This is a genomic window from Dyadobacter sp. 32, from assembly GCF_902506755.1.
Lineage (GTDB): Bacteria > Bacteroidota > Bacteroidia > Cytophagales > Spirosomataceae > Dyadobacter.
This window is the reverse complement of the sequence record NZ_LR735258.1, coordinates 1,863,451-1,885,593: the sequence shown is the minus strand read 5'-3', so window position 1 is coordinate 1,885,593 and position 22,143 is coordinate 1,863,451. Positions and strand designations below refer to the sequence as shown.

22 protein-coding genes are annotated in these 22,143 nt (G+C 45.7%); 18 read left to right on the top strand and 4 right to left on the bottom strand.

Features of this window, described 5'->3' with window-relative positions; translation table 11 throughout:
• Nucleotides 1-8 precede the first annotated feature (8 nt).
• Nucleotides 9-977, top strand: coding sequence for a hypothetical protein (locus tag DYADSP32_RS07600; protein WP_149243293.1), 969 nt, complete (start codon nt 9-11; stop codon nt 975-977).
• A gap of 70 nt (nt 978-1,047) precedes the next feature.
• On the opposite strand, the gene DYADSP32_RS07595 is transcribed toward DYADSP32_RS07600, so the two are convergent.
• The gene (locus DYADSP32_RS07595; RefSeq protein ID WP_149244930.1) at nt 1,048-1,158 is read right to left on the bottom strand and encodes a type II toxin-antitoxin system YoeB family toxin; all 111 of its coding nucleotides are present in this window, start codon (nt 1,156-1,158) and stop codon (nt 1,048-1,050) included.
• Nucleotides 1,159-1,298: 140 nt separating this feature from the next.
• Nucleotides 1,299-1,559: a hypothetical protein gene (locus DYADSP32_RS07590; RefSeq protein WP_149243294.1), complete on the bottom strand. Its 261-nt coding sequence runs from the start codon at nt 1,557-1,559 to the stop codon at nt 1,299-1,301.
• Between the two features lie 671 nt (nt 1,560-2,230).
• Between DYADSP32_RS07590 and DYADSP32_RS07585 the strand changes: the two genes are divergently transcribed.
• From DYADSP32_RS07585 to DYADSP32_RS07535, 11 genes are all read left to right on the top strand, one after another.
• Nucleotides 2,231-3,037 carry an aldolase/citrate lyase family protein gene (locus DYADSP32_RS07585; RefSeq protein WP_149243295.1) on the top strand — a complete coding sequence of 269 codons (807 nt, stop codon included), beginning with the start codon at nt 2,231-2,233 and terminating at the stop codon, nt 3,035-3,037.
• A gap of 183 nt (nt 3,038-3,220) precedes the next feature.
• Complete coding sequence (locus DYADSP32_RS07580) at nt 3,221-4,174, top strand: aldo/keto reductase (protein ID WP_414617601.1); 954 nt, start codon at nt 3,221-3,223, stop codon at nt 4,172-4,174.
• A 189-nt stretch (nt 4,175-4,363) separates the two neighbouring features.
• Nucleotides 4,364-5,278 carry a Gfo/Idh/MocA family oxidoreductase gene (locus DYADSP32_RS07575; RefSeq protein ID WP_149243296.1) on the top strand — a complete coding sequence of 305 codons (915 nt, stop codon included), beginning with the start codon at nt 4,364-4,366 and terminating at the stop codon, nt 5,276-5,278.
• 150 nt (nt 5,279-5,428) lie between these two features.
• Complete coding sequence (locus tag DYADSP32_RS07570; protein ID WP_149243297.1) at nt 5,429-6,208, top strand: SDR family oxidoreductase; 780 nt, start codon at nt 5,429-5,431, stop codon at nt 6,206-6,208.
• A gap of 63 nt (nt 6,209-6,271) precedes the next feature.
• A complete protein-coding gene (locus tag DYADSP32_RS07565) occupies nt 6,272-7,801 on the top strand; it encodes an ATP-binding protein (RefSeq protein WP_149243298.1) in 1,530 nt (509 codons plus the stop codon).
• A 205-nt stretch (nt 7,802-8,006) separates the two neighbouring features.
• Nucleotides 8,007-8,390: a Rid family detoxifying hydrolase gene (locus DYADSP32_RS07560; RefSeq protein WP_149243299.1), complete on the top strand. Its 384-nt coding sequence runs from the start codon at nt 8,007-8,009 to the stop codon at nt 8,388-8,390.
• Nucleotides 8,391-8,400: 10 nt separating this feature from the next.
• Complete coding sequence (locus DYADSP32_RS07555; RefSeq protein WP_149243300.1) at nt 8,401-9,384, top strand: 3-hydroxyacyl-CoA dehydrogenase NAD-binding domain-containing protein; 984 nt, start codon at nt 8,401-8,403, stop codon at nt 9,382-9,384.
• 178 nt (nt 9,385-9,562) lie between these two features.
• On the top strand, nt 9,563-10,867 hold the full coding sequence (locus DYADSP32_RS07550) for an aspartate aminotransferase family protein (protein ID WP_149243301.1): 1,305 nt from the start codon (nt 9,563-9,565) through the stop codon (nt 10,865-10,867).
• Between the two features lie 16 nt (nt 10,868-10,883).
• Nucleotides 10,884-11,858: a 3-hydroxyacyl-CoA dehydrogenase NAD-binding domain-containing protein gene (locus DYADSP32_RS07545; protein ID WP_149243302.1), complete on the top strand. Its 975-nt coding sequence runs from the start codon at nt 10,884-10,886 to the stop codon at nt 11,856-11,858.
• Entirely contained in the window at nt 11,855-12,934 is a 1,080-nt protein-coding gene (locus DYADSP32_RS07540) for a membrane dipeptidase (RefSeq protein ID WP_149243303.1), read from the top strand. Before DYADSP32_RS07545 ends, DYADSP32_RS07540 begins: the two co-directional genes overlap by 4 nt.
• Before the next feature lie 165 nt (nt 12,935-13,099).
• Entirely contained in the window at nt 13,100-14,461 is a 1,362-nt protein-coding gene (locus DYADSP32_RS07535) for a hypothetical protein (RefSeq protein WP_149243304.1), read from the top strand.
• A gap of 255 nt (nt 14,462-14,716) precedes the next feature.
• On the opposite strand, the gene DYADSP32_RS07530 is transcribed toward DYADSP32_RS07535, so the two are convergent.
• Nucleotides 14,717-15,583: an AraC family transcriptional regulator gene (locus DYADSP32_RS07530; protein ID WP_149243305.1), complete on the bottom strand. Its 867-nt coding sequence runs from the start codon at nt 15,581-15,583 to the stop codon at nt 14,717-14,719.
• A gap of 379 nt (nt 15,584-15,962) precedes the next feature.
• Here DYADSP32_RS07530 and DYADSP32_RS07525 point away from each other — a divergent pair, with 379 nt between their 5' ends.
• The 3 genes from DYADSP32_RS07525 (at nt 15,963) to DYADSP32_RS07515 (ending at nt 17,745) form a co-directional block, all read left to right on the top strand.
• A complete protein-coding gene (locus DYADSP32_RS07525) occupies nt 15,963-16,538 on the top strand; it encodes a Crp/Fnr family transcriptional regulator (RefSeq protein ID WP_149243306.1) in 576 nt (191 codons plus the stop codon).
• Nucleotides 16,539-16,700: 162 nt separating this feature from the next.
• A complete protein-coding gene (locus tag DYADSP32_RS07520) occupies nt 16,701-17,225 on the top strand; it encodes a helix-turn-helix domain-containing protein (protein ID WP_149241584.1) in 525 nt (174 codons plus the stop codon).
• Between the two features lie 7 nt (nt 17,226-17,232).
• Nucleotides 17,233-17,745 carry an IS630 family transposase gene (locus DYADSP32_RS07515; RefSeq protein ID WP_149240963.1) on the top strand — a complete coding sequence of 171 codons (513 nt, stop codon included), beginning with the start codon at nt 17,233-17,235 and terminating at the stop codon, nt 17,743-17,745.
• A 284-nt stretch (nt 17,746-18,029) separates the two neighbouring features.
• Here the strand turns inward: DYADSP32_RS07515 and DYADSP32_RS07510 are convergent, their stop codons facing one another.
• Nucleotides 18,030-18,728, bottom strand: a complete 699-nt coding sequence (locus DYADSP32_RS07510; RefSeq protein WP_149243307.1) for a DUF4386 domain-containing protein — start codon at nt 18,726-18,728, stop codon at nt 18,030-18,032.
• Between the two features lie 279 nt (nt 18,729-19,007).
• Between DYADSP32_RS07510 and DYADSP32_RS07505 the strand changes: the two genes are divergently transcribed.
• From DYADSP32_RS07505 to DYADSP32_RS07495, 3 genes are all read left to right on the top strand, one after another.
• Nucleotides 19,008-20,066: an LLM class flavin-dependent oxidoreductase gene (locus DYADSP32_RS07505; RefSeq protein ID WP_149243308.1), complete on the top strand. Its 1,059-nt coding sequence runs from the start codon at nt 19,008-19,010 to the stop codon at nt 20,064-20,066.
• Between the two features lie 302 nt (nt 20,067-20,368).
• Nucleotides 20,369-20,764: a nuclear transport factor 2 family protein gene (locus tag DYADSP32_RS07500; protein WP_414617600.1), complete on the top strand. Its 396-nt coding sequence runs from the start codon at nt 20,369-20,371 to the stop codon at nt 20,762-20,764.
• A gap of 57 nt (nt 20,765-20,821) precedes the next feature.
• Entirely contained in the window at nt 20,822-22,102 is a 1,281-nt protein-coding gene (locus DYADSP32_RS07495; protein WP_149243310.1) for an MFS transporter, read from the top strand.
• The last annotated feature ends 41 nt before the right edge of the window (nt 22,103-22,143 follow it).

The window sequence follows — 22,143 nt, the reverse complement described above, 5'->3', positions numbered from 1 at the left end:
AATTAAATATGAAACGACGTATTTTTTCTTTTTTAACCATTATTTGTTTTTGGATTATGTTGGATGCTTGCAGAAATAAGGGTGGAGATTCAGGGATTTCTTCGGAAATGGAAAAGCAATCAGTAGCCGTGCTCAGGAATGTGCTCGCTACACGTTCGGAATGGGTGAAGGTGCATGCCGCTGAATATTTGTTATGGTCGGGAAATCCGGAAGGAGTTCAGGAGGTGTATCTGGCAGAAGAAAAGCAGTTTAATACCAAACCCCAATACCGGATAGGGATATGGCGTGTACTGGCGCAGGCGGCTAAAACCGAAGCAGAAAAAAAAGTATGGACTGATCAGATCAAAGCGGTATTTCTGGACAGTACAGCCACAGATCGTACACACGCAGCAGAAACGCTGGCTAAGCTAAAAATTTCACCCTTGGCCGATGATCCGGCATTGACCCAAAAAACCCTTAACAGTTCAGTGAAATCGCTGGCATTGTACACCGAGTGGAGCGTAGCCTACAGCTCGCCCGATTCACTGAAAGCAGCGCCTGCCAAATTCCTGAAAATGATCCTGGCTGCCGGGCATGATCACTCTTCCAAAAGCACACCGGCTTATGCGTTACGCCAGTTGAAAGGATTAACCGACGAAGAGTGGGATTTGCTTGCCGTCGCAGCGCTGGCCGAACCGGCGGATTCTCCGGCAAGAATCTACCTCTTGAGTGCTGCTTTTACCACAACCCAAAACGGGCGTAAACCTGACAAGTTGGCACAGATACACGCAGAGATTGTGAAATACAAAACAGCATCGTCGAAAGGCGACATTTCGGAAATGTGTGCCGCACTGGCAGGCAGTGGTACCACGGATGATTTGCCTGTACTAGTTTCGTTGTCGGAGCATTTGACACAGCTGCCCAGCGACGCCGATAAAGCAGATGTGCGTGCGGCTGCAGCTTATGCGGTTTTGAGGATTATTGGCAGGAGTGAATAATCGGCACAGAAAATGTCTTTTTCACGTGAACGAGCCTGGATGATTTCAATTATTTGTCAACGTAGTGACCTTATGCAGAAAGGATGTCCACGGAAATGATCTCATCATTTACAGAATACACCAATCGGTGTTTATCTGTTATTTTTCTGGCATATAAACCTGCGAGATTATGCTTTTTCAGCTACGGTTTTCCAAGTCCGGTTCTCGGATGTTCGGAAAGCTCTTCTATTCATAATCTGGCTTTTTTATAGGCTTGTGGTTCAGATCTTTTCAGAAACCGCAGATCCTCTTTTACTTTATCTGAAAAAATGACCGTACACATCACAGATTCTCAAAAAATGCATCGAGCTCCTCCTTATTCTTTATGACTGTACAATTCCCCTCCTTGATCTCCTGCTGGGCGTCTTTGATCCGCTGTATCATTTCAGGCGAGAAATACAGGTCGTCTTCAGATACAGGCGTAAGTACGTAAGTTTGTTTACGGCCTCTTCTTATGACCACTTTTTCTCCTTTGTCTGCCATGTCAAAAAAATCTTTTTGCCTTTCCCGGAACTGTCTGCTGGTTGTTTCAATTATTGCCATTGTGTACATTTTTTGGTACACCAATATAGGTTTTGTTTGTGATATGCAGCACTAAAAATATCAAAAAAACGTGCAGACGAAGGAGTACCCGACAATCTTTCGGCTCGATCTACCAGGTCAACGAATTAGGCCAGGTAATCTCGTGAGCCTCCTCTTACTGTTCACTTATTTGTTATCAGGATTAGGAGAAACATTAGTCAGGCTATCACTTTTCAAAAATTAATGATTTCTTATAACCTATCATGGCGTTCCTTCGATTATGTGGAGGTGTTATCCATGCGTTTTGCGGTAGCTTTTAGTGCAGGTATGCTTTCGTATTTGGTCAGCTTGCTCATGGTAATATCTCTTTATTTTAATAACAAAACGGTAGGGTAAAAAGGTAGTGCAAAATGAAAGGAAATTGTTTAAGGTTTTGATAGATAGTTTTTTAAGTTTTTATTATCTCGCGGCAGCAAGGGTAATTAATTAAGAGGCCTTACAAGCGTCGGGAAAAGAGTAAATATTTGTGAATCAGGCGGATTGTGTGAGCTATCATCTGTTTTCAGAGGATAGCTGGTCAGATGCCTTCATTCAGGTCAGGATGAAAGTGCCTGAAAAATAGTATCAATAATGAGCATAAAAGTAATAGAAGCATTGACAGGTGAACATTAATTTTGAGAAAAAGATAAAACATGAAAATGCGAGAAAGCCGGGCGTTAAAGAAGCTCCGGGCAGGTGAAGTGGTAAGCTGCTTCAAAATAAATTTTTCGGATGCCCGCGTCGCGGAAATCGCGGCTATTTCCGGTTTTGATTGTGTATGGGTGGACCAGGAGCATATAGGGCAGGATTGGTCCAATCTGGCTGCCAACATATGGGCTACCAAAGCGCATGACACCGATATTCTGGTGCGCGTTCCGAAAGGCAGTTACAGCGATTTTATTCGCCCGCTGGAACTGGATGCCACGGGTATTATGGTGCCGCATATTATGAATCTTCAGGAAGCGGAGAGCATCGTTGCCATGACCCGTTTTCATCCGGTCGGTCGCAGGCCCATTGATGGTGGAAATTCCGACGGAGCTTACACAGCACTTGATTTTAATGAATATCTGGTGCAGGCCAACGAGGAACGTTTCGTTATTTTTCAAATCGAAGATCCCGAACCTCTGGATGAGCTGGAGGAAATTGCTGCGCTGGAAGGTTATGATATGCTGTTTTTCGGGCCAGGTGATTTCAGTCAGGGCATTGGTGCGCCCGGTGAGTGGAATCACCCCAAACTGATTGAAACCAGAAAGCGCGTGGCGCAGGTAGCACGCAAGCATGGGAAATTTGCGGGGACAGTAGGCGGTCCGGGAAATGTCGACGAGCTGATTGCCATGGGTTACCAGTTCGTAAGCATGGGGGCCGATGTGGTTGGTGTCAAAAACTACTGCCAGGATCTGGTAGGTGCATTTACAAAATCCGCCGCATCAGGCTCTAAGAATTCGTACATGGAGTCGTGATCCATATCGTAACAACCTTGGTGACCTCAGCCCTCTCCTGTTTCCTAACAAATGAGCAGAGAAATGTTGGTGAGTACACAAACATCGGCTATGTTATTGCAGAGCGGGCTCCTAAGGTGAAATTAGGGGGTTCAAAATTTTAGCGTGATCAGTGAAAAATAAAAATACTTTGTGTTTTAAAAAATGAAAAAAAAACCACTGGGAAGTACTGGAATTGAAGTTTCTGAGATCGCATTCGGTGGGGTTGAAATAGGTATGCCTTATGGAATTGGAGTCCAGAGTAAGGCAGACATGCTTTCTGAAGCCGATGCTATCTATCTCCTGCACGAAGCCCAGGAAAAAGGTATCAATTTTTTTGATACGGCCCGGTTGTATGGTGAAAGTGAGACTATTATGGGGAAGGCATTCCAGGGCAGGAGAAGCGACATCGTACTGGCAACGAAGTGTAGTCATTTCCGGAAAGATGGAAAGCTGCTACCCAATGATGCGTTGAGAAACTTCATCGAAAATTCGGTTCAGGAAAGTTTGAAGGCGCTCAGGACCGATTATATTGACGTTTTTATGCTGCATCAGGCCGATGTGGAAATTCTGGAAAACCCTGTGATCGCTGAGGTTTTTGCTGAGTTGAAAGAGAAAGATGTGATCCGAGCAACTGGCGGTTCTACCTATGCGACCGACGAGACCAGCCTTGCCATTGATACGGGAAACTGGGATGTGATACAGCTGCCTTTCAATCTGATGGATCAAAGGCACAGTGCTTTTTTCGACAAAGCACGTGCGAATGGTGTTGGTATGGTGATACGCTCTGTTTTGTTGAAGGGGCTTTTAAGTGACAGGGGCAAAAATCTTCACCCTGCCTTGGTTGATGTGGAAAAACACATACAAAGTTATCATGCTTTAACAGGGGCAGAGTTCCCTGACTTACCGACATTGGCCACTCAGTTTGCCTTATCGTTTGATGGTGTTTCATCCGTACTGGTAGGGATCGATAAGCTGGAATATTTATACAAAGCCCTGGCAACTGCAAACGGACAATATATGACAACCAAAATGCTGGGAAATGCCAAAAGCCTTGAATACCCCGATCCGGCATTCTTGAACCTGCCACATTGGGACCGCATGGGATGGCTAAAATGAATCCAGAAATAACCGGGTCACAGGGGATAATGGAGGATGGAGAAAGGAGGATGGAGAAAGGTTGAAAGTAGGGCGAACTTAATTTTGGAGCCTCGAATTTAAGCCAACAGCCAACAGCCAACAGCCAACAGCCAACAGCCAACAGCTATTTACAACAACCGCTACCAGCTAACCGCTAAAAGCTATAAAATGAATATTGGAATTATAGGAATGAGCCCCGGAAATGCCCATCCGTACTCGTGGGCATCCATCATTAATGGGTATTTCGATCCGGAAGAGATCAGCCGGGTAGGTTATCCTGCCGTAGCTGCTTATCTGCAGGCCAACCAGGATACGCTTGGAATTCCCGGGGCCCGGGTGACGCACGTCTGGTCGCAGGATCGTGAAATTTCGGAAAGTATTGCCGGTGCAGCCTCTATCGGTCATGTTGCTGAAAATCTGGAAGATATGATCGGTAAGGTAGATGCGGTGATTCTGGCGCGGGACGATCCGGAAAATCATAAGCAAATGGCAGCGCCTTTCATTGAGGCGGGAATTCCTATTTTCATTGATAAACCGCTCGCTTATTCGACCAATGATCTGCTTTGGTTTGCTGAACAGCACGCCAAAGGCAAATTCATCATGTCCTGTTCGTCCATGCGTTATGCCAATGAATGCCGGATTGCACGGCAGGAGTTGAAGAGCTTCGGGAAATTGGAACTGGTAACAGCTGTTGGCAAAAAGGATTGGAAAAAATACGGGGTACATTTACTGGAGGCTGTTTTTGGAATTCTGGATGATCCCGAGCCTGCTTCTGTCAGGCATGTTGGTGCCCTGGATCGGGAAATTGTGCTGCTGCGTCTGCGGGATGGTCTTGAAGTTACGTTCCATTTATTCACCCACATCAGCGGAACATTCCAGGTCTCCCTTTTCGGTCAGCAGGGATGGAAACTGGTAGATATCCGTAATTCATATTCAATGTTTCGCGACAATATCATTGAGTTTGTCAGGTCGGTTGAGGAGGGAAAGCCCAGGCTGGCATTTGCTAAGACCGAAAATATCATGAAAATTATTATCGGAGCAAAGGAGAGTATGGAAAACGGTGGCAGGGAAGTTTTTTTGTAAGAAGGTGGTTGGGGAGGAAGGAGAAAGTGGGAAGGAGGTTTTTACTTTGGGAGAAAAGGTGAGATAGATAACAGGGAAGAAGAAGTAAAGGAAGTGGGGATAAAAATGTAACTTTTAAATGGCTGACAGCCGATAGCCGACAGGCAAATTATGAATGTAAAAGACTTACTCAGTTTAAAAAATAAGGTGATCCTGGTTACGGGCGGGTCGGGGAATTATGGTAAATGTATCGTGGAAGGGTTGGCGGAGGCCGACGCTACCGTTATAACCACGTCCCGGGATCGGGCATCAGCTGAAAAGAATGCTGCGCATTTCCGGGAGAAGGGGCTGGATGTGCATGCCATGCAAGCCGACCAGGGCGATAGTGAATCCGTTAAAGCTTTGAAAATGAACATAATGACCACCTTTGGCAGGCTGGACGGATTTGTAAATAACGCTGTGTCGAGGCCCATGAAGGGGTACAATGCCCCCATGGCGCAGTTTGAGGAGTCTATGCAGGTGAATGCCACGGGCATGATGAACCTGCTCCGCGAAATGACCGACCTGATCGTGCAAAGCGGAGGGGGTAGCGTAATCAACATTGCATCCATGATGGGCATGTTTGGTCCGGACCTTTCCAATTACGAGGGGGCGCCTGGCATGGGTGACCTGCCGCCCGATTACTTTTTTCACAATGCCGGACTGATCAATCTCAATAGATACATGGCCCAGATGAATGCAGGTAAAAATGTCCGTTTCAACTGCGTGAGTCCCGGAGGGCTGTTCAACAACCAGCCTCCCGTTTTTGTAGAGAATTACTGTAAAAAAGTCCCGTTGCGCCGCATGGCCAATCAGGATGATATCAAAGGCCTGATGGTGTTATTGTCCTCAGATGCAGGTGCCTATATCAATGGTGAGAACATTTTGATGGACGGCGGATTGAACGCGTGACGCCCTGGTTTCGGCCAGATATTCGTCTGATGGGCCTGTCTGAAATTTTCCTAACTTTGTAGTATGAGAAAATATCCTATTGGCTTACAGGATTTCAGGAAAATACGTGAAGGCGATTTTTTGTATATAGACAAAACGCGCAATATTCACGAGCTGATAACGAGCGGGCATTACTACTTTTTTAGTCGTCCGCGCCGGTTTGGTAAATCACTGATTCTCTCGACAATCAAAGAAATATTTAACGGAAGCCAGCAGCTTTTCAAAGGCTTGTGGATAGAGAGCAACTGGGACTGGGAGGTCAAAAATCCGGTAATCCATTTGAGTTTCAGTCAGATGAACTATCAACACCTGGGGTTGTACACTGCCCTGAACAAGGAAATTGACTGGATCGCGGAACGGATGCAGATTGTGCTTTCTGAGTCCGAATTGAAAGATAAGTTTCGTGAGTTGATCCGCAAGGCTAGTGTAGACGCCCCTGTGGTTATTTTGATTGATGAGTATGATAAACCCGTAGTGGATTATCTGGACAACATGGAGGTGGCGAATGAGAATCGTGCTGTAATGAAAAGCTTTTATTCGGTATTGAAAGACGCAGATGCACACATTCGTTTGTTGTTGATCACCGGAGTAGGGCGTTTTACCAGAGTAAGTATATTTTCTGATCTCAATAACCTTCGTGATATAACCCTTTCTCCACAATTTGTCACGCTTGCTGGCATTACCCAGGAGGAACTTGAAACTAATTTCAGGTTGGAAATTGAAAAGCTTAAGCTACAGGCCCCTGATATTTTGCAGCAGATCAAAGATTGGTACAACGGCTATTCCTGGAATGGAATGGATAAGCTTTACAATCCGTTTTCTTTGCTGAATTACATGGCCGACGGCGATTTTCAGAATTACTGGATCAAAACAGGCGCGCCTGCATTTCTGGTAAAGGAAGTAAGGACCCGTCCTGATTTTGCTTTCACAGAGGCAGATGTGGTGGTAGGCGTAGAGGGGCTCGAAGACCTTTACATAGAAAGTCTGAATCCGGTGACGATGATGTTTCAAACGGGTTTCCTTACCATCAAAGCCTATGACCGTTCGGAACGGCTGTATACGCTGGGCTATCCCAATCGCGAAGTAAAGGAAAGTGTACTGACTCACCTTTTAGCGGCATTCAGTTTTGAAGAAACTGGTCGGATTAAACCTGTGGTTACGGATCTTAAAAAAGCTTTTATCAAAAACGACATAGCGCTCGTCGTCAGGATCATCAATTTATTGTTCAGCAATATTCCAAATCCACTTTGGAAAGGAGCAAAGGAGGCGTTTTACCACGGCTTGATCCACAACACTTTCCAGATGCTGGGCATCGATCTGGCCAGCGAGGTTTATTCTGCCAATGGTCGACTGGATGTTGCTGTGAAGACTGCTTCCCATATTTATGTCATCGAATTCAAGTTGGATAGTACGCCGCAAAAGGCACTTGATCAGATTTTGGATCAACAATATTTAATGCCCTATGAACTCGATCCCAGGAAAAAAGTGGCGATCGGAATCAATTTTTCTTCTGTTGACAGGAAAATTTCCGGATATCTGGCTCAGGAAATGTAAGTACGTATTATAAACTTAGATGCTCCTGCCCGCCGCATCTTGCCAGCTGTATATACGACCGGTCAGCGCTGGCTGAAATCGGTAAAATAATCAGATCAAAGCCACTAAAAAATAGTATCATTAATCGACACAAAAGTAGGAGAACAGTGCACCCGGTGCAATGTACTTTTGTAGAACCGGATACTCTAAAATTACAGTTCGTTTTATGAAAAAAGTAAATCACCCCGATCGTAATCCCGACTTTGCCACTGGTGCGTATTCTGATGGCATTGTTGTGGATGGTTTTTTATTTGTGAGTGGGCAAGCGGCTGTCGATTTCAAGACTTCGCAATTTGTGCTGGGAACAATCGAGGAAGAAACCCGTCTCACGCTGAACAATATCAAGGCCATCGTCGAAGCAGCCGGTGCTACCATGGAAAATGTAGTGAAATGCAGTGCGCATCTGGCGGATATCAATGAATTTGACAGGTACAACGAAGTTTACGCGACCTATTTCCCAGGAATAAAACCCGCCAGAACGACCGTACAGTCGGTACTTGCGGAGAATATTCGTGTTGAAATAGATTGTATTGTAAAACTCCCGGCCTGATCCCTGTCGCATGAAAGAATTGTTTAACGTTGAAGATATACACGTAGGTGTTGTAGGCCTTGGTCTGATGGGTAGCAGTATTGTGGCCGCCTTGCTGATAGCCGGTCACCCGGTCGTAGCCATTGCACCTACCGATACGGATGCCTCGGAGGCCGATTTAAGGATAAGTCATCAGCTGGATTTATGCAGCCATGCCCATTTGATCGATAAACTCCCGGTTTCATATCTTGAACATTTGACGATTTCGCAAGATTACGATCTTCTGGGGGCATGCAGTGTAGTGATCGAATGCGTCATCGAGAAAATCGAAATTAAGACCGAAGTTTATCAAAAGATTACTGCTGCCGTAAGTTCAAAAACGATTATTGGTTCCAATACCTCTGCCATACCGATCAGTGTTTTGCAGGAAAAAGTGTTACATCCTGAACGATTCATGGGCATTCACTGGGCCGAGCCGGCATTTATGACCCGATTTTTGGAAATAACGTGTGGAAGACTTACCGCTTCTGAGCATGCCGATCGCATTTTTAACCTGGCGCATCAGTGGGGGAAAGAACCTACGCTGCTTAAAAAAGACATTCGCGGGTTTATTACCAATCGCCTGATGTACGCAGTTTACAGGGAAATTTTTCATTTGCTTGAAAACGAAACAGCCAGTCAGGAGGACCTGGACAAAGCATTCCGTTACGATGCAGGGTCATGGATGACACTGATGGGATTGTTTCGTCGGATGGATTATACCGGTCTCGCAGACTACGGTACCATCATTGATAACCTATTCCCGCAATTGAGTAATTCGGAAAATGTTCCGGTAAAGATGCAGGAAATGGTCCGTACCACCGCCCGCGGAATCCACAACGGCAGGGGGCTGTTTAGTTATAAAAACGGTGAGTCAAACGAGTGGGATGAAGCTTTTGCCAATTTCAATATGGAGATACGTCAGCTGGCATCCGAATATTCGGCTGGGAAAATGAATGACTATCTCAAGCCGTGATGTAGGTTAATTGTGGAGAGGCGTTGTCATTTATAGTCAGGGGGTGATCATTTATAGTCAGGAGTTGTCACTTGTGGTCATATTTTATTTTCAATACCTCACCACTTCTTGACTACCCTTGCCAAATCCTGACTACATTCCGATACCTTCCTAATCAGTATGTTACAATGTTTAAAATATGAAAAAATACAATGAGTCGGCCTTGTTGCTGGAAAGAGCCAAAAAAGTACTGGCAAGTGGTGTTTCCTCCGAATTCCGAAAATACAATCATCCGCATGCATTGTTTTACACCCATGGTAGTGGTAGCAGAATATATGATGTGGATGGCAATGAATATCTCGATTTCACATTGAGTCAGGGGCCGTTGATACTCGGGCATTCTCATCCCGACGTACTCCATGCGGTGCGTGAGTACTCCGAGATGGGACAACTGTTTGCAGGCCAACACATCCGGGAGGTAGAACTTGCTGAAAAACTAAATCAACTGATTCCGTCGGCAGAGCTTATGCGTTTCTGTCTGGATGGATCCGAGGCCGTGCAAACCGCTTTCAGGGTAGCGCGCGCAAAAACCGGGCGGAATAAGTTTCTGAGGTTCGAGGGCCATTATCATGGCTGGATGGACAACGTTTGCTGGGGTATTTCCACGCCATCGGCAGAAGCCCTTGGGAGCAGGGAAAAACCGAACGTGTATCCGTGGACCGAAGGATTGCCGGATGGCGTAGAGGATGAATTTATTATTTTACCCTGGAATGATCTGGAATTGGTGAAAAAAACGGTTTCAGAACGATTTGAAGAAATTGCGGCCATCATTACGGAACCGGTTATGTGCAACAACGGCTGTATTCAACCAGAGCCGGGTTTCCTGGAAGGTCTCCGTGAAATATGCACCACATTCGGTATTGCCTTGATTTTTGATGAGGTGATAACAGGATTCCGGTTATCTTTGGGAGGTGCACAACAATATTTTGGCATCACACCGGATCTGTCCATTTTTGCCAAGGCCATTGCCAGCGGATATGCAATAAGTGCCATTGTCGGTAAACGGGAGTGGATGCAGCTCATTGAAAGTGCCCGGGTCATTCATGCCGGCACAATGAATGCAAATAACCCTACCGTCGCAGCCGCATTGGCAACTATTGGTGTTCTTGAAAACGAACAACCCCATGAGCGGATGTTTATGCTGGGTAAAAAATTAATGCTTGGGTTAAAAAATGCTGCTGAGGAGGCTGGTCATTCATTACTTGTCGAAGGCCCGGGTCCTATGTTTGCCATAAGTTTTTCACAGCTTGCGCGGTCCAGGGATTACCGGGATACATTGTCGGCAAATAAAGCCAAGCTGGGTCAATTTATTTCTGCCATGCACGAAGAGGGCATCCGCATCATAGGAAGAGGGTTGTGGTACATCAGTGCGGCGCATACAGACGAGGATATCGACCATGCGGTGGCCACCGCCCGTAAAGTGCTTGCAGAAATCAGATCATAAGTTTATCATTGGGCTAATGAAATCAGAACCACACACAGAACCGGTACTTCTTGTAGGAAGTAATAAATTGACATACAGCATTGCGCTTTGTCTTCAAAAAGCAGGTCACGCGGTTGTTCTGGTCACCCCTGATGCAGACGTAGCAAAGCAATACGTTACATTTGATGAAGCTGTTGATCTCGAACAATCAATTCCAGGCTCGCTACGCATCCAGTCTGATTATCGTTTTGAAGGGCTAATTTCCAAGGTTATCGTCGTTACAGAAGAGAATCTGGCCGTTAAAAAGCGCGTACTTGCTGAACTGGAAAACATAATTCCTGGTGAAACTTTAATTGCCATTAACACCGAGTCAATCCCGCTAAGCGATCTTCAGCAGGGAGCAATCTTCCCAGAACGAATTATGGGTGCCAACTGGGTAGAACCGGCACATACCACATTTTTTCTGGAAATCATTGCCAACGAGATCACGCGAAAATCTCTGGTCGACAATCTTTACCAGACGGCGGCCTGTTATTGGGGGAAGGATCCTTATGTGATCAAAGGCGATTCGGGAATACGAATGCGGCTTTTTGCTGCAATGCTGCGCGAGGCTTTTTATCTGGTCGAAAACGATTATGCCAAAGTGGAGGATATAGACAGGGCTTGCAGAAATGACGCGGGTTATTACCTACCTTTTGCAGGAAATCTTCGTTACATGGATCTGATGGGTACTTATGCCTACGGAATGGTTATGAAAGATCTTAATCCGGAACTCGCAAGTGATCAGCGCGCACCCGAATCATTTCAAAAGTTGCTTCAAAACGGTCATTTCGGAATGGAGACGAACAGCGGATTATACGAATACCAGCCGGGTGAAAACGAAAAATGGGCCGCCCTGATGAACCGCTTCAGCAAGCAGATAAGCAGCCTCATTGATAAATATCCATTTAATTACAAAACAGCAGGAGCTGATCAGAAACTGAGCTCCGTACATTCTGAAAACAAGCTATGAGACGATTTATTTTGGATGCACATCTCGATTTGTCCATGAATGCGCTGGAATGGAACCGTGATCTCACGCTTCCTTTGAAGGATATCAGGCAGCGGGAAATGAACATGTCTGATAAGCCCGACCGTGGTAAAGGCACTGTATGTCTTCCTGAGCTACGGAACGGCAGAATAGGAATCGTTGTGGCAACGCAACTTGGCCGGGTGACGCCCTATGGCAGTGCCCTGTCGGGCTGGCACTCACCGCAACAGGCCTGGGCCATGACGCAGGCGCAGCTTGCCTGGTACCGGGAAATGGAAGCATTGGGCGAAATGACCCAGATCACCAACCTTGAGCAGCTCGAAGCACAGCTGAAACTATGGAACGACGAATCCATACCGGACACAGACAAATCAATCGGATATATTTTGAGTCTCGAAGGGGCCGACTCTCTCGTTGACGTTTCTTATCTGCAAAGGGCTTATGAGTACGGTTTAAGAGCCGTGAATTTATCGCATTTTGGCCCCGGTCGCTATGCTCCCGGCACCAAGACAGAGGGGCCGCTCACAGCCATGGGCCTGGAACTTCTCAGGGAAATGGGCAAGCTGAATATAATTCTGGATACGACACATCTGACCGACCAGGGATTTGACCAGGCCCTGGATTTTTATGAGGGGCCGGTTTGGTCCAGTCATCACAATGTGCGCAAGTTCGTTCCCAATCAACGGCAGCTCAGCGACCATCAGATCAAGCGACTTATTGAGCGCGGTGCCGTCATAGGTGCGATGTTCGACTGCTGGGCCATGGACATACGCTTTATCGACATGGTATCGGATCCCTGGCAGCTGGATATTAAGCTGGAAAAAATTGTGGATCACTGGGATCACATTTGCCAGATGGCAGGAAATAGTCATCATGTGGCAATAGGAAGCGATTTGGATGGAATATTTGGGACCGAGCAATCACCCTGGGACCTGAACTCCGTAGCCGATCTTCAAAAATTTGATGAGATACTTGCCAAGAGGGGCTATTCGGATACGGACATAGCCAATATATTCAGTGAAAACTGGTTGCGGTTTTTGAGGAGGGCCTGGGCTTAGGGGAGGATGGAGAGGAGAATGGACGAGGGGCGCGGCCGACAATTGACAATGAAGTGTTATGTGCTTCTGGAAACCGACAGCTGATTGCCGACAGCCGACTGCCATGTAATATTTAACAGAAAACAAACCACAGCCCAAGGCGATTGCCGTACGCTGACAGCCATTATGGATAATCATACTTTTTACGCCGGTGCGGCAAAAGTGAAGACCACCCCGCCATTGGGTACCCGGATCAATGGTGATTTTGTGACGCATTATGCCAATTTTGTGCATGACGACCTTAATTCCCGTGCACTGGTCACGGAACAGGGAGATACAAAAGTGGCTATCGTTGTGGTAGATATATGTGTGATGCCGAAGGAATTTCTGGATGATGTCAAAAAAAGCATCACGGACCATACCGGCATACCGGCTTCACACTTACTCATTTCGAGCACCCACACCCATGCAGCTGGATCCGTGGCGGACGTACATTTGGGCAGCGTGGATCCGGGCTATGTAAAAAAACTCCCTGGCCTAATCGTTCAATCCGTAGTAGAAGCACTGCGGAAACTGAAACCTGCGCAGATCGCCTTTGGTAGTATCAATGCACCGGAGCACCTGCTTTGCCGGCGATATCATATGAACGAAACCTACGTGCCTGTCAATCCGGTAAGCGGCAAGCCCGATCAGATCAAAACAAATCCATTTGGCGTTGAAAATTATATTGAGAAAAGTGTTGCACCAGTTGATCCGGATTTAGGTTACCTGGCCATTAAAGGATTGGATGGAGAATGGATTGCCCTACTGGCCAATTATTCTCTGCACTATGTGGGCGACTGGCCGAACGGAGCCATATCGGCGGATTATTTTGGCGTTTTTGCCGCACACCTGGCAGGCGTGCTGGGTGCAGGAGAGGATTTTGTCGGGATGATGAGCAATGGTACAAGCGGGGATGTCAATATCTGGGATTTTCAGGATTCGGAACGGTATCCCAAAGAACACTACGCCAAAAGTGAACTCATTGGCACCGATCTGGCAAATCGGGTGGCGCAATCCGTGAATGGATTGTCCTGGCAGATAAATCCTGACCTTTCAGTCCTTTACGAAGACCTGGAAATAAAGGTTGTAAAACCGACGGAAGAGGAATTTTTGTCTGCCTCGGTCATTGTTTCTCAGGCCGATTATGAAAATGTCGTTGTGGATAATGAGGGGTTGAGAAAATTGTATGCCCGGGAACAGTTGCTTTTGAATGAATTTGAAGATACCAAAATCTGTCCGGTACAGGCTATAAAAATAGGAACCGGTATTATTGGCGCTTTGGCGGGAGAGTTTTTTTCAGAGACCGGCTTATTCCTGAAAAATGAAATTGGCTCCGAACATTATTTTACAATCAGCATGGCCAATGGCAACGTAGGATATGTTCCGCCGGCCGCCGAATTAACCCGCGGTGGTTACGAAACCTGGCGATGCCGTTACAGCTGCCTTGAGGAAGGAGCGGAAATGTTGGTCAGGAAAAAACTATTGCAGCTTACCGAACGGCTCTGAGACCGAATGATACTATTTTTCAGTGGATTTACGAGTTCGAATGCCCGTTACTCCGAAGGTTCATTGCGAAAAGGGCAGTCGAATACTTTGGCCAACTTAGAGGTCGGTTCCGGGCAGTTATCTCACTTTTTCTCGCAAACAATACATCGGAGGGCATTTCAAAAGGTTTCGCTTTACCTGAAACATAAATATGTCTGATTAACCGGTTCCTGGAATTTGATCATGTTTTGTGGAAAGGAAGTTCTGGTTATTGAATCAAACATTCAATTTTCGTCTGTAGTCACTCGGAGTCATACTTTTTAGTTTTTTAAACTGACGGTTAAAATTGGCAAGGTTATTGAAACCGCATTCGTACGCAACTTCCACGACATTCCTGTCATTTTCCGACAGCAGCTTACACGCATGACCGATCCGTACAGTGGTGAGATATTCTACGAAGGTAACCCGGAACTGTTCCTTGAAAAAGTTGCAGAAAGCCGTGACCCCCATGCTGCTTACCGAGGCTATTTCGGCCAGGCTAATGTCCTTGTCGAAGTTTTGCATGATGTACCCTGTAATCTTCTTAAACCGATCCGAGGACCCGTAATGGAAGTTTTGCACAAACCTGGGGCTGGCCAGCAGCTCATACTCATGCGTGTTGGACATGATATCGAATATCAGGAATAGGGACGATAGGCGCTGTAAACCGTTCATGCCGGGCATTTTTTTAATTAATGCATTGATCTTTTCGCGCGTTTCTCCCTTCAAGGACATTCCACGCTCCGCGAGCTTGAGCACCTTCCTGAAGTTTTCTATTTCCGGAATGTTCATAAAATCCTCCCCCAGAAAATCGTCGGTGAAATGCAGTACCAGTGCGTCCGCTTTGTGGTCGGCCCGCCTCTCCAGATAGATCGGATCGTTGACCCAAACGTGTGGCAGTCGGGAGCCCATGAATACAAGATCTTCCTCCCCAAAATAACCAATGTGGTCACCCACCATCCTGCGTCCGGTGCTTTTGGTAACGAGCACAAATTCATAATGCGCATGGTAATGCCAGGGCGCCGGAAAAAAATCTCCCGTTTCCCGAAAAACAATAAATGACTTGTCGACATCCTGAGGTAGATGAAATTCAACTGCTTTCATGGTCTGTAAATTTATCGTTTATGAAAGCTAATATAATTATTCATTTTACGCCAATTTGTGAAAGATAGTATCAGAAATGTAGATAAAAGTAGAATTGAAGCAGCATGTTTGGGGGATTGGTATGTCATACGAATAAAGTGGGCCATGATGTAAGGAATTGACCTTTTGAAACCTGAACGCGGTCGGCCAACTGACGTAACCCGTGACTCATTCGGTATCTTCGGGACGCGATTCTCAGAATGCCACCAATTTAGGCTATTCATGCAAATGAATTTACATTTAGGATGTTGAGGGAAAGCTATTTAAATTGTTTAAAGAACTCCTTCAAATGCCGTTGGATAAGCCAGAATAGTAGAATTTTACCAACAAGAGTATCATCATGAAAGATGCACTGATAAAGTTTTTGTCAAAAATTGATTCGCTGACAAGCGGGGAGATCAAGGAGCTGGCGGATTTAATGACCGTCAAAGAAATAAAGAAAAATACGACCATCGTTAAGCAGGGGCAAATCTGCAATCTGTGTTATTTCGTTTTAAAAGGCTGTTTGAGGCAATATGTTGTACTTGAGGGTGTGGAAAAAACCACTGCGTTTTACACGGAGGAAGATGCGGTGAATTTTTTTACCAGTTTTACAACCAAAACTGCGTCAGAAAGTTATCTTATCGCGCTGGAAGACAGCATTTTGCTGGTTGGTAATCCGGAATCGGAAGCTGATATGTATAAATCATTTCCCAAACTGGAACAGGTGGTACGAAGAATGATGGAACAGGATTTCGGAAAAACCCAGGACTCGTTTGCCCGGTTCATCACGTCGACACCCGAGGAGCGATATCTCAATTTGCTGAAAGACAGGCCTCAGTTGGCCCAACGTGTTCCTCAACACCAGCTTGCCAGTTATTTGGGTATAACACCCGAGTCGCTGAGCAGGATCAGGAAAAGGATTATAACCAAATGACCCATGGCGGAGCCCGGGATGTGATCAGCGATCCCTGCTGGATCACCTTCACGATCCTCTAGTAAACCATACCAGAGGTAATCATATTGACCATTACATAAAGTCTATTAAATAAATACACATATATTTTGTATGTTTGGATTGAATCAAACTGATAAGATCATGTCCAGACCTGTATTAAAAGTGGGGAATTATAAGCCCGAGGAAATTAAGGCTCTTTTTCGAGATGATGAAAGGTATACGATCGGAATTCGATTGTATGCTGTATATCAAGTTTCGTTGGGTCAACCCAGCAGAAAGCTGGAAGATTTATACAATACCAGCTTCAAGCAAATAACCAACTGGGTCCATCGGTTTGAAAAAGAGGGCATAGAGGGCTTACGAGATAAAGAAGGTCGTGGGCGCACTGCTCGCCTTAGTGAAGTTCAAAGAAATCGGATCGGTATTTTATTATCAGAAGAATCACCGACGAATCATGGTTATAACAGTGCCAGCTGGACGGGCCCTATGCTAATAGAGTGGATTGCGAAAAATTATCAAATAACTTATAAGAAAGCCCAGATCTACAACATCATTAAAGCTTTGGGATTCACTTATCAGAAAGGCAGGGGCATATTTCCTGAAACAGATGCAGTAAAGCAGGATCAATTTAAAGAGGCTTTAAAAAAAACTTCTGGAAAACCCTGAGAGCACATTGCTTTATGAGGACGAATGCTCATTGTCCAACACAGCTACAGTGAGTTATTGCTGGTCAAAAAAAGGCACTCAACCACAAGTAGTTTGTAAGCAACGTAACCGGGAAAGGCAAACGGTCTTTGGTAGCTACAATTATGGCACAGGCCAAATTACAGTAAGTTTTGCAGATAGGGGCAATAGCTATAGTTTCAAGAAGCACTTGAAAAAGGTGTTGCGAACCTACAAGACAGCGCCTAAGATTATTATGGTCTTGGATAATGTTGCATACCATCATGCAAAAAGGATAAATGCCTGGCTGGAAAAGAACCCAAAGCTCGAACTGTTCTTTTTACCTCCATATAGTCCAGACTTAAATGCGGTAGAAAGAGCCTGGTGGTATATGAGAAAAAAGATAACTCACAATAGGTTTATCAAAACACTAAAAGACAGAAAAATAGCTTTCTGGAAAATGTTTTCCCATTTTCTGAAACCCAACTCGGAACTTAAAAAGGTTTGTGAAATAAATTATTAGACTTAATGTAAATTGGATTTTGTTTCAATCGTGTAAGATTCTGCTTTCAGTTCCTGCGCCATTTTTTGGGTATCACTTTGTTTTACATTGAAACCCAGTATATGGATGTCGCTGTCCTTTTTGAACTGCTTTTCCCTGGTGTCCTCTCCCAATACGCTTCCTCCATACTGAAACGATTGCTCCTTCGTGTTTACTTAGAATTGCTGAACAGAGCAGGCCGCCAGCAGGATGGACATATATGCTGCGGCTAATAGATGTTAATTGCTTTCATGTGCTTTGTTATTTTACTGTTTGTGAATATCCATCCGGGCGCCGTTACAGATGAGCCAAAAGGCAAGTGCAAGTTCACCCATGGCCATGGGTAGCGCCAGTACTCCATCCGCCACTTGCTGGTACGGGGCATAAATAGAAGCAAATAAAAGCTTGGACGCACTGGTCAGCATGTAGCAAATTCCTGCCAGATGGGCTAGCAGGCTGAATAAACTTGGTACCACCCGAGCCCTTTTGAGAAGAAAGCCCAGTGAAATCAAATGGCTTCCGAAAAATATTAAACCGAACGACCAGGTGCTCAAAAATTGATTGAGGCAGTTCATGATATCATGTGGTTTTTGGGGAGTGCGTTCCATTAAGTATCCGGCATAGGACAAATGAAAAATAGCTGCCCCAAGGATGGCCGTGTAAATAAGTCTCAGGATAGCGGTGCTTTTTGAGAGAAGCTCATGCGTGGTTTTGAATAGCACATACAAACACCAGGCAATGACGATATCCAAAATTAGAATAACAATGAACGACACCATCACCATCCTGAAAAGCCATCGGGATTCATTGAGATTGGCAATCGTAGCCATTGCATCGTCAGTCTGATACAAGCTTTCAAAACCATAGCCGTATCCAAATCCTGCGATAAGGGCCATGAATATCAAAGAAATGCCCGCAATACGAGCGATTACCTTTGCGGAAGTTGATGTTGCGGTATAGTTCATTCTTTCTGATCTGTTAGAATTCTCAGCAAAGCTATTCCCCAAAGCCAGTGGAATCCGTTGACTTAAGTTAAGAAATGAGGTCAGCAGGGCAGGTCTTCAGAATTACAAATCAGAGAAATGGCAAAATTTGATGGATTTCAGATTTCTGACCAGGAGCATTTCCAGGGGGCGCGGAGGTTTTTGCGCCTGTTGCTCATTGCTTAGCTGCTCTTTGTGGGAACGAAAACGTCCGCAAAAGCTTTAATTCTATATTTATCATCACAACATTATCTTATACATATGGAAATAGGAATCAGCATGTTTGGGGATTTGGCCTACAACCAAAGCACAAAATCATTTCAACCTGCACAACAACGATTGCAGGAAATGCTGGAAGAAATAAAGCTTGCCGACGAAGTGGGGCTGGACGTATTTGGTATAGGCGAGCACCATCGCCCCGATTTTTCGGTATCCAGTCCGGAGATCATCCTGGCCGCTGCTGCCGGTATTACCAAAAATATTAAATTGACCAGTTCCGTAACGGTATTAAGTTCCACGGATCCTGTCCGGGTGTTTCAAAGTTTCTCTACAGTAGATCTTCTGTCCAACGGTCGCGCTGAAATCACCGTGGGCAGGGGAAGTTTCATTGAATCATTTCCACTTTTCGGATATAATCTGAACGACTACAATGGCCTGTTTTCAGAAAAACTGGAATTGCTCCTGGCCATCAATCAAAATGAGGTGGTAAACTGGAAAGGGAAATACAGAGCCCCGCTGGTCAATCAGCAGGTTCTTCCCAGGCCTGTGGCCAATGGTCTGGATATATGGGTAGCTGTGGGCGGAACTCCCGAGTCTGTGGTACGGGCTGCCAGGCTCGGTCTGCCACTGGTCGTCGCCATCATCGGAGGCATGCCAAAACAATTTCAACCGCTTTTTCAGTTATATAAAGAGGAGTATCTCAGAGCAGGGCATGATATCAACAAAATGCAGCTCGCTACGCATTCCCACGGCTTGATTGGGGATCATGCAGAGCACGCTTCCGACACTTATTTTCCAAATTATGCGCAACAGATGAACCGAATAGGAAAGGATAGGGGGTGGGCACCCTATACCAAAGGTCAGTTTGAAGGGGGCCGTACTAAGGATGGGGCACTGTTTGTCGGAGATGCTGCCCAGGTAACAGACAAAATTTTATACCATCAGGAATTGTTCGGATTGACACGCTTTTTGCTGCACGTTGACGTTGGTGCTCCCTCGCACAAGGATTTGATGAAAACAATTGAGCTGCTAGGGACCAGGGTAAGGCCGGAGGTGAAGAAGGCTTTGGGTGGTTGGAATGATGTGGAAAGTGAGATGTGAGATGTGAGATGTGAGATGGGAAAAGTGAGATGTGAAAAGTGAGATGGGAAGGTGATTTCGCTGTTTTGTGGAGGTAAAATGTTGAACGGAAGCTTGGCGGACGTGATAAATGTTTTTGATCAAAGCAGTTACATGCTTTCCGATCCGGAGCATCGGAATAGACAATTATCATCAGCTGAAAAGTATTTATTGATAAAGGGTCACTTATACCATCAGTAGCAATTGGCAATGACAGGAAATTAAAAGTCAGCTTAACATTATACAAAATGAACAAACGATTTTGTCTCCTAACAATTCTATGGATGAGTACAAGTGTGATTTTCGCCCAAAATAAGCAAGAAAATGAGGTTGCTGCAGCCGTTGAATTGTTCAGGAAAACAATGGTTAATCCTGATCATGCAACCTTTGACAAGTTAACTTCCCCGGACCTTACATACGGGCATTCCAACGGTCTGATCGAAGACAAGCAGACTTGCATTGAGTCAATGGTCACGGGTAGATACAAGTTTACATGTCTGGATCTGACAGATCAGTCGATTAAAATTGTTGACAAAACAGCTATCGTAAGGCATGTATTCTTTGCTCATACGCACGATGCAGGGAAGGAGCCCGGAACTGTGAAACTTAAAGTGCTGCAGGTATGGCAAAAGCAGCGTGGTCATTGGGTGTTACTGGCCCGTCAGGCGGTGAGGCTCTAAGTTTGAGGTTTTTGCGCCAAACTTTTTCTCCTATGAAATGCGGATACAATCGCTGATATGAAAAATTACAGGTGGTTCATTGTTTTTATGCTGCTGGCCGCTACGACGATCAATTATGTGGATCGCCAGGTGATTGGCCTTTTGAAGCCTATTCTGGAAAAGGAGTTCAACTGGACTGAAACCGATTTCGCCCGGATAGTGATGGCATTCAGCGCAGCGTATGCCGCAGGACTCCTGCTGATGGGAAGGCTTATTGATCGGGTGGGGACCAAAAGAGGATATTCAATTTCGGTGATCATCTGGAGTGTGGCCGGGATGATGCACGCAGTGGTGCGTAGTGTTTTTGGTTTTGCAGCAGTAAGAATGGTACTGGGAATCGGAGAGGCCGGCAATTTTCCAGCGGCGATGAAGGCAGTGTCGGAATGGTTTCCAAAAAAAGAAAAAGGGCTGGCAACCGGAATTCTCAATGCGGGATCGAGTGTAGGTGTTGTTGCCGCACTGGCGCTTGTGCCCTGGATTCTGAATGCCTATGGATGGCAGGAAGTATTCTGGATTACCGGAGCACTGGGGTTTGTATGGCTAGCGGTGTGGTGGATTATTTATGAATTACCTTCGAAACATAAACGGGTGACCCGTGCTGAGCTGATTCTGATACAGGATGGGCAGGACAAGGTTGAATTCCCGGCGCCTGAAATAAAATGGTGGGAACTTTTTCGAATGCGGGAGACATGGGCTGTGGTTACCGGCAAGTTCCTTATCGACCCAATCTATTGGTTTTTTCTTTTCTGGCTACCCTCTTATTTTTCAACAACATTTGGCCTGGATCTCAAAAAGCCAAGTTTGCCTTTAATGGTCATCTATGCGGCAACGACCGTTGGTTCGGTAGGTGGTGGGTATTTTTCTTCCTGGCTGATCAAAAAGGGCTGGTCGGTGCTTAGGGCCCGAAAGGGAGCACTCCTGGTTTTTGCAATCTTTGAATTCTCAGTGATCCTCGTTCAGTTTATGACCGACGTATGGTTTGCAGTGGCATTGCTAAGTCTGGCTGTTGCATTACACCAGGCTTGGGCCACCAATATTTTTACCCTGGCTTCGGATCTGTTTCCCAAAGAATCAGTAAGCTCTGTGGTCGGTATTGCCGGGATGTCCGGTGCTATAGGGGGGATCTTGTTCCCGATGCTGATCGGCTATTTACTGGATCATTACAAAGCGGCAGGAAACCTCCAGGGGGGCTACTATGTGATCTTCACCCTGTGTGGCTTCACCTATTCGGTGGCCTGGCTTATTATTCATTTTCTGACCAGGCCCAAGACGGTGAAGGGGGTAGTTGTTGGCGAGTAAAGGTATGAAGAGCCGGTCTCGATCTATAATTCGATTAGTCC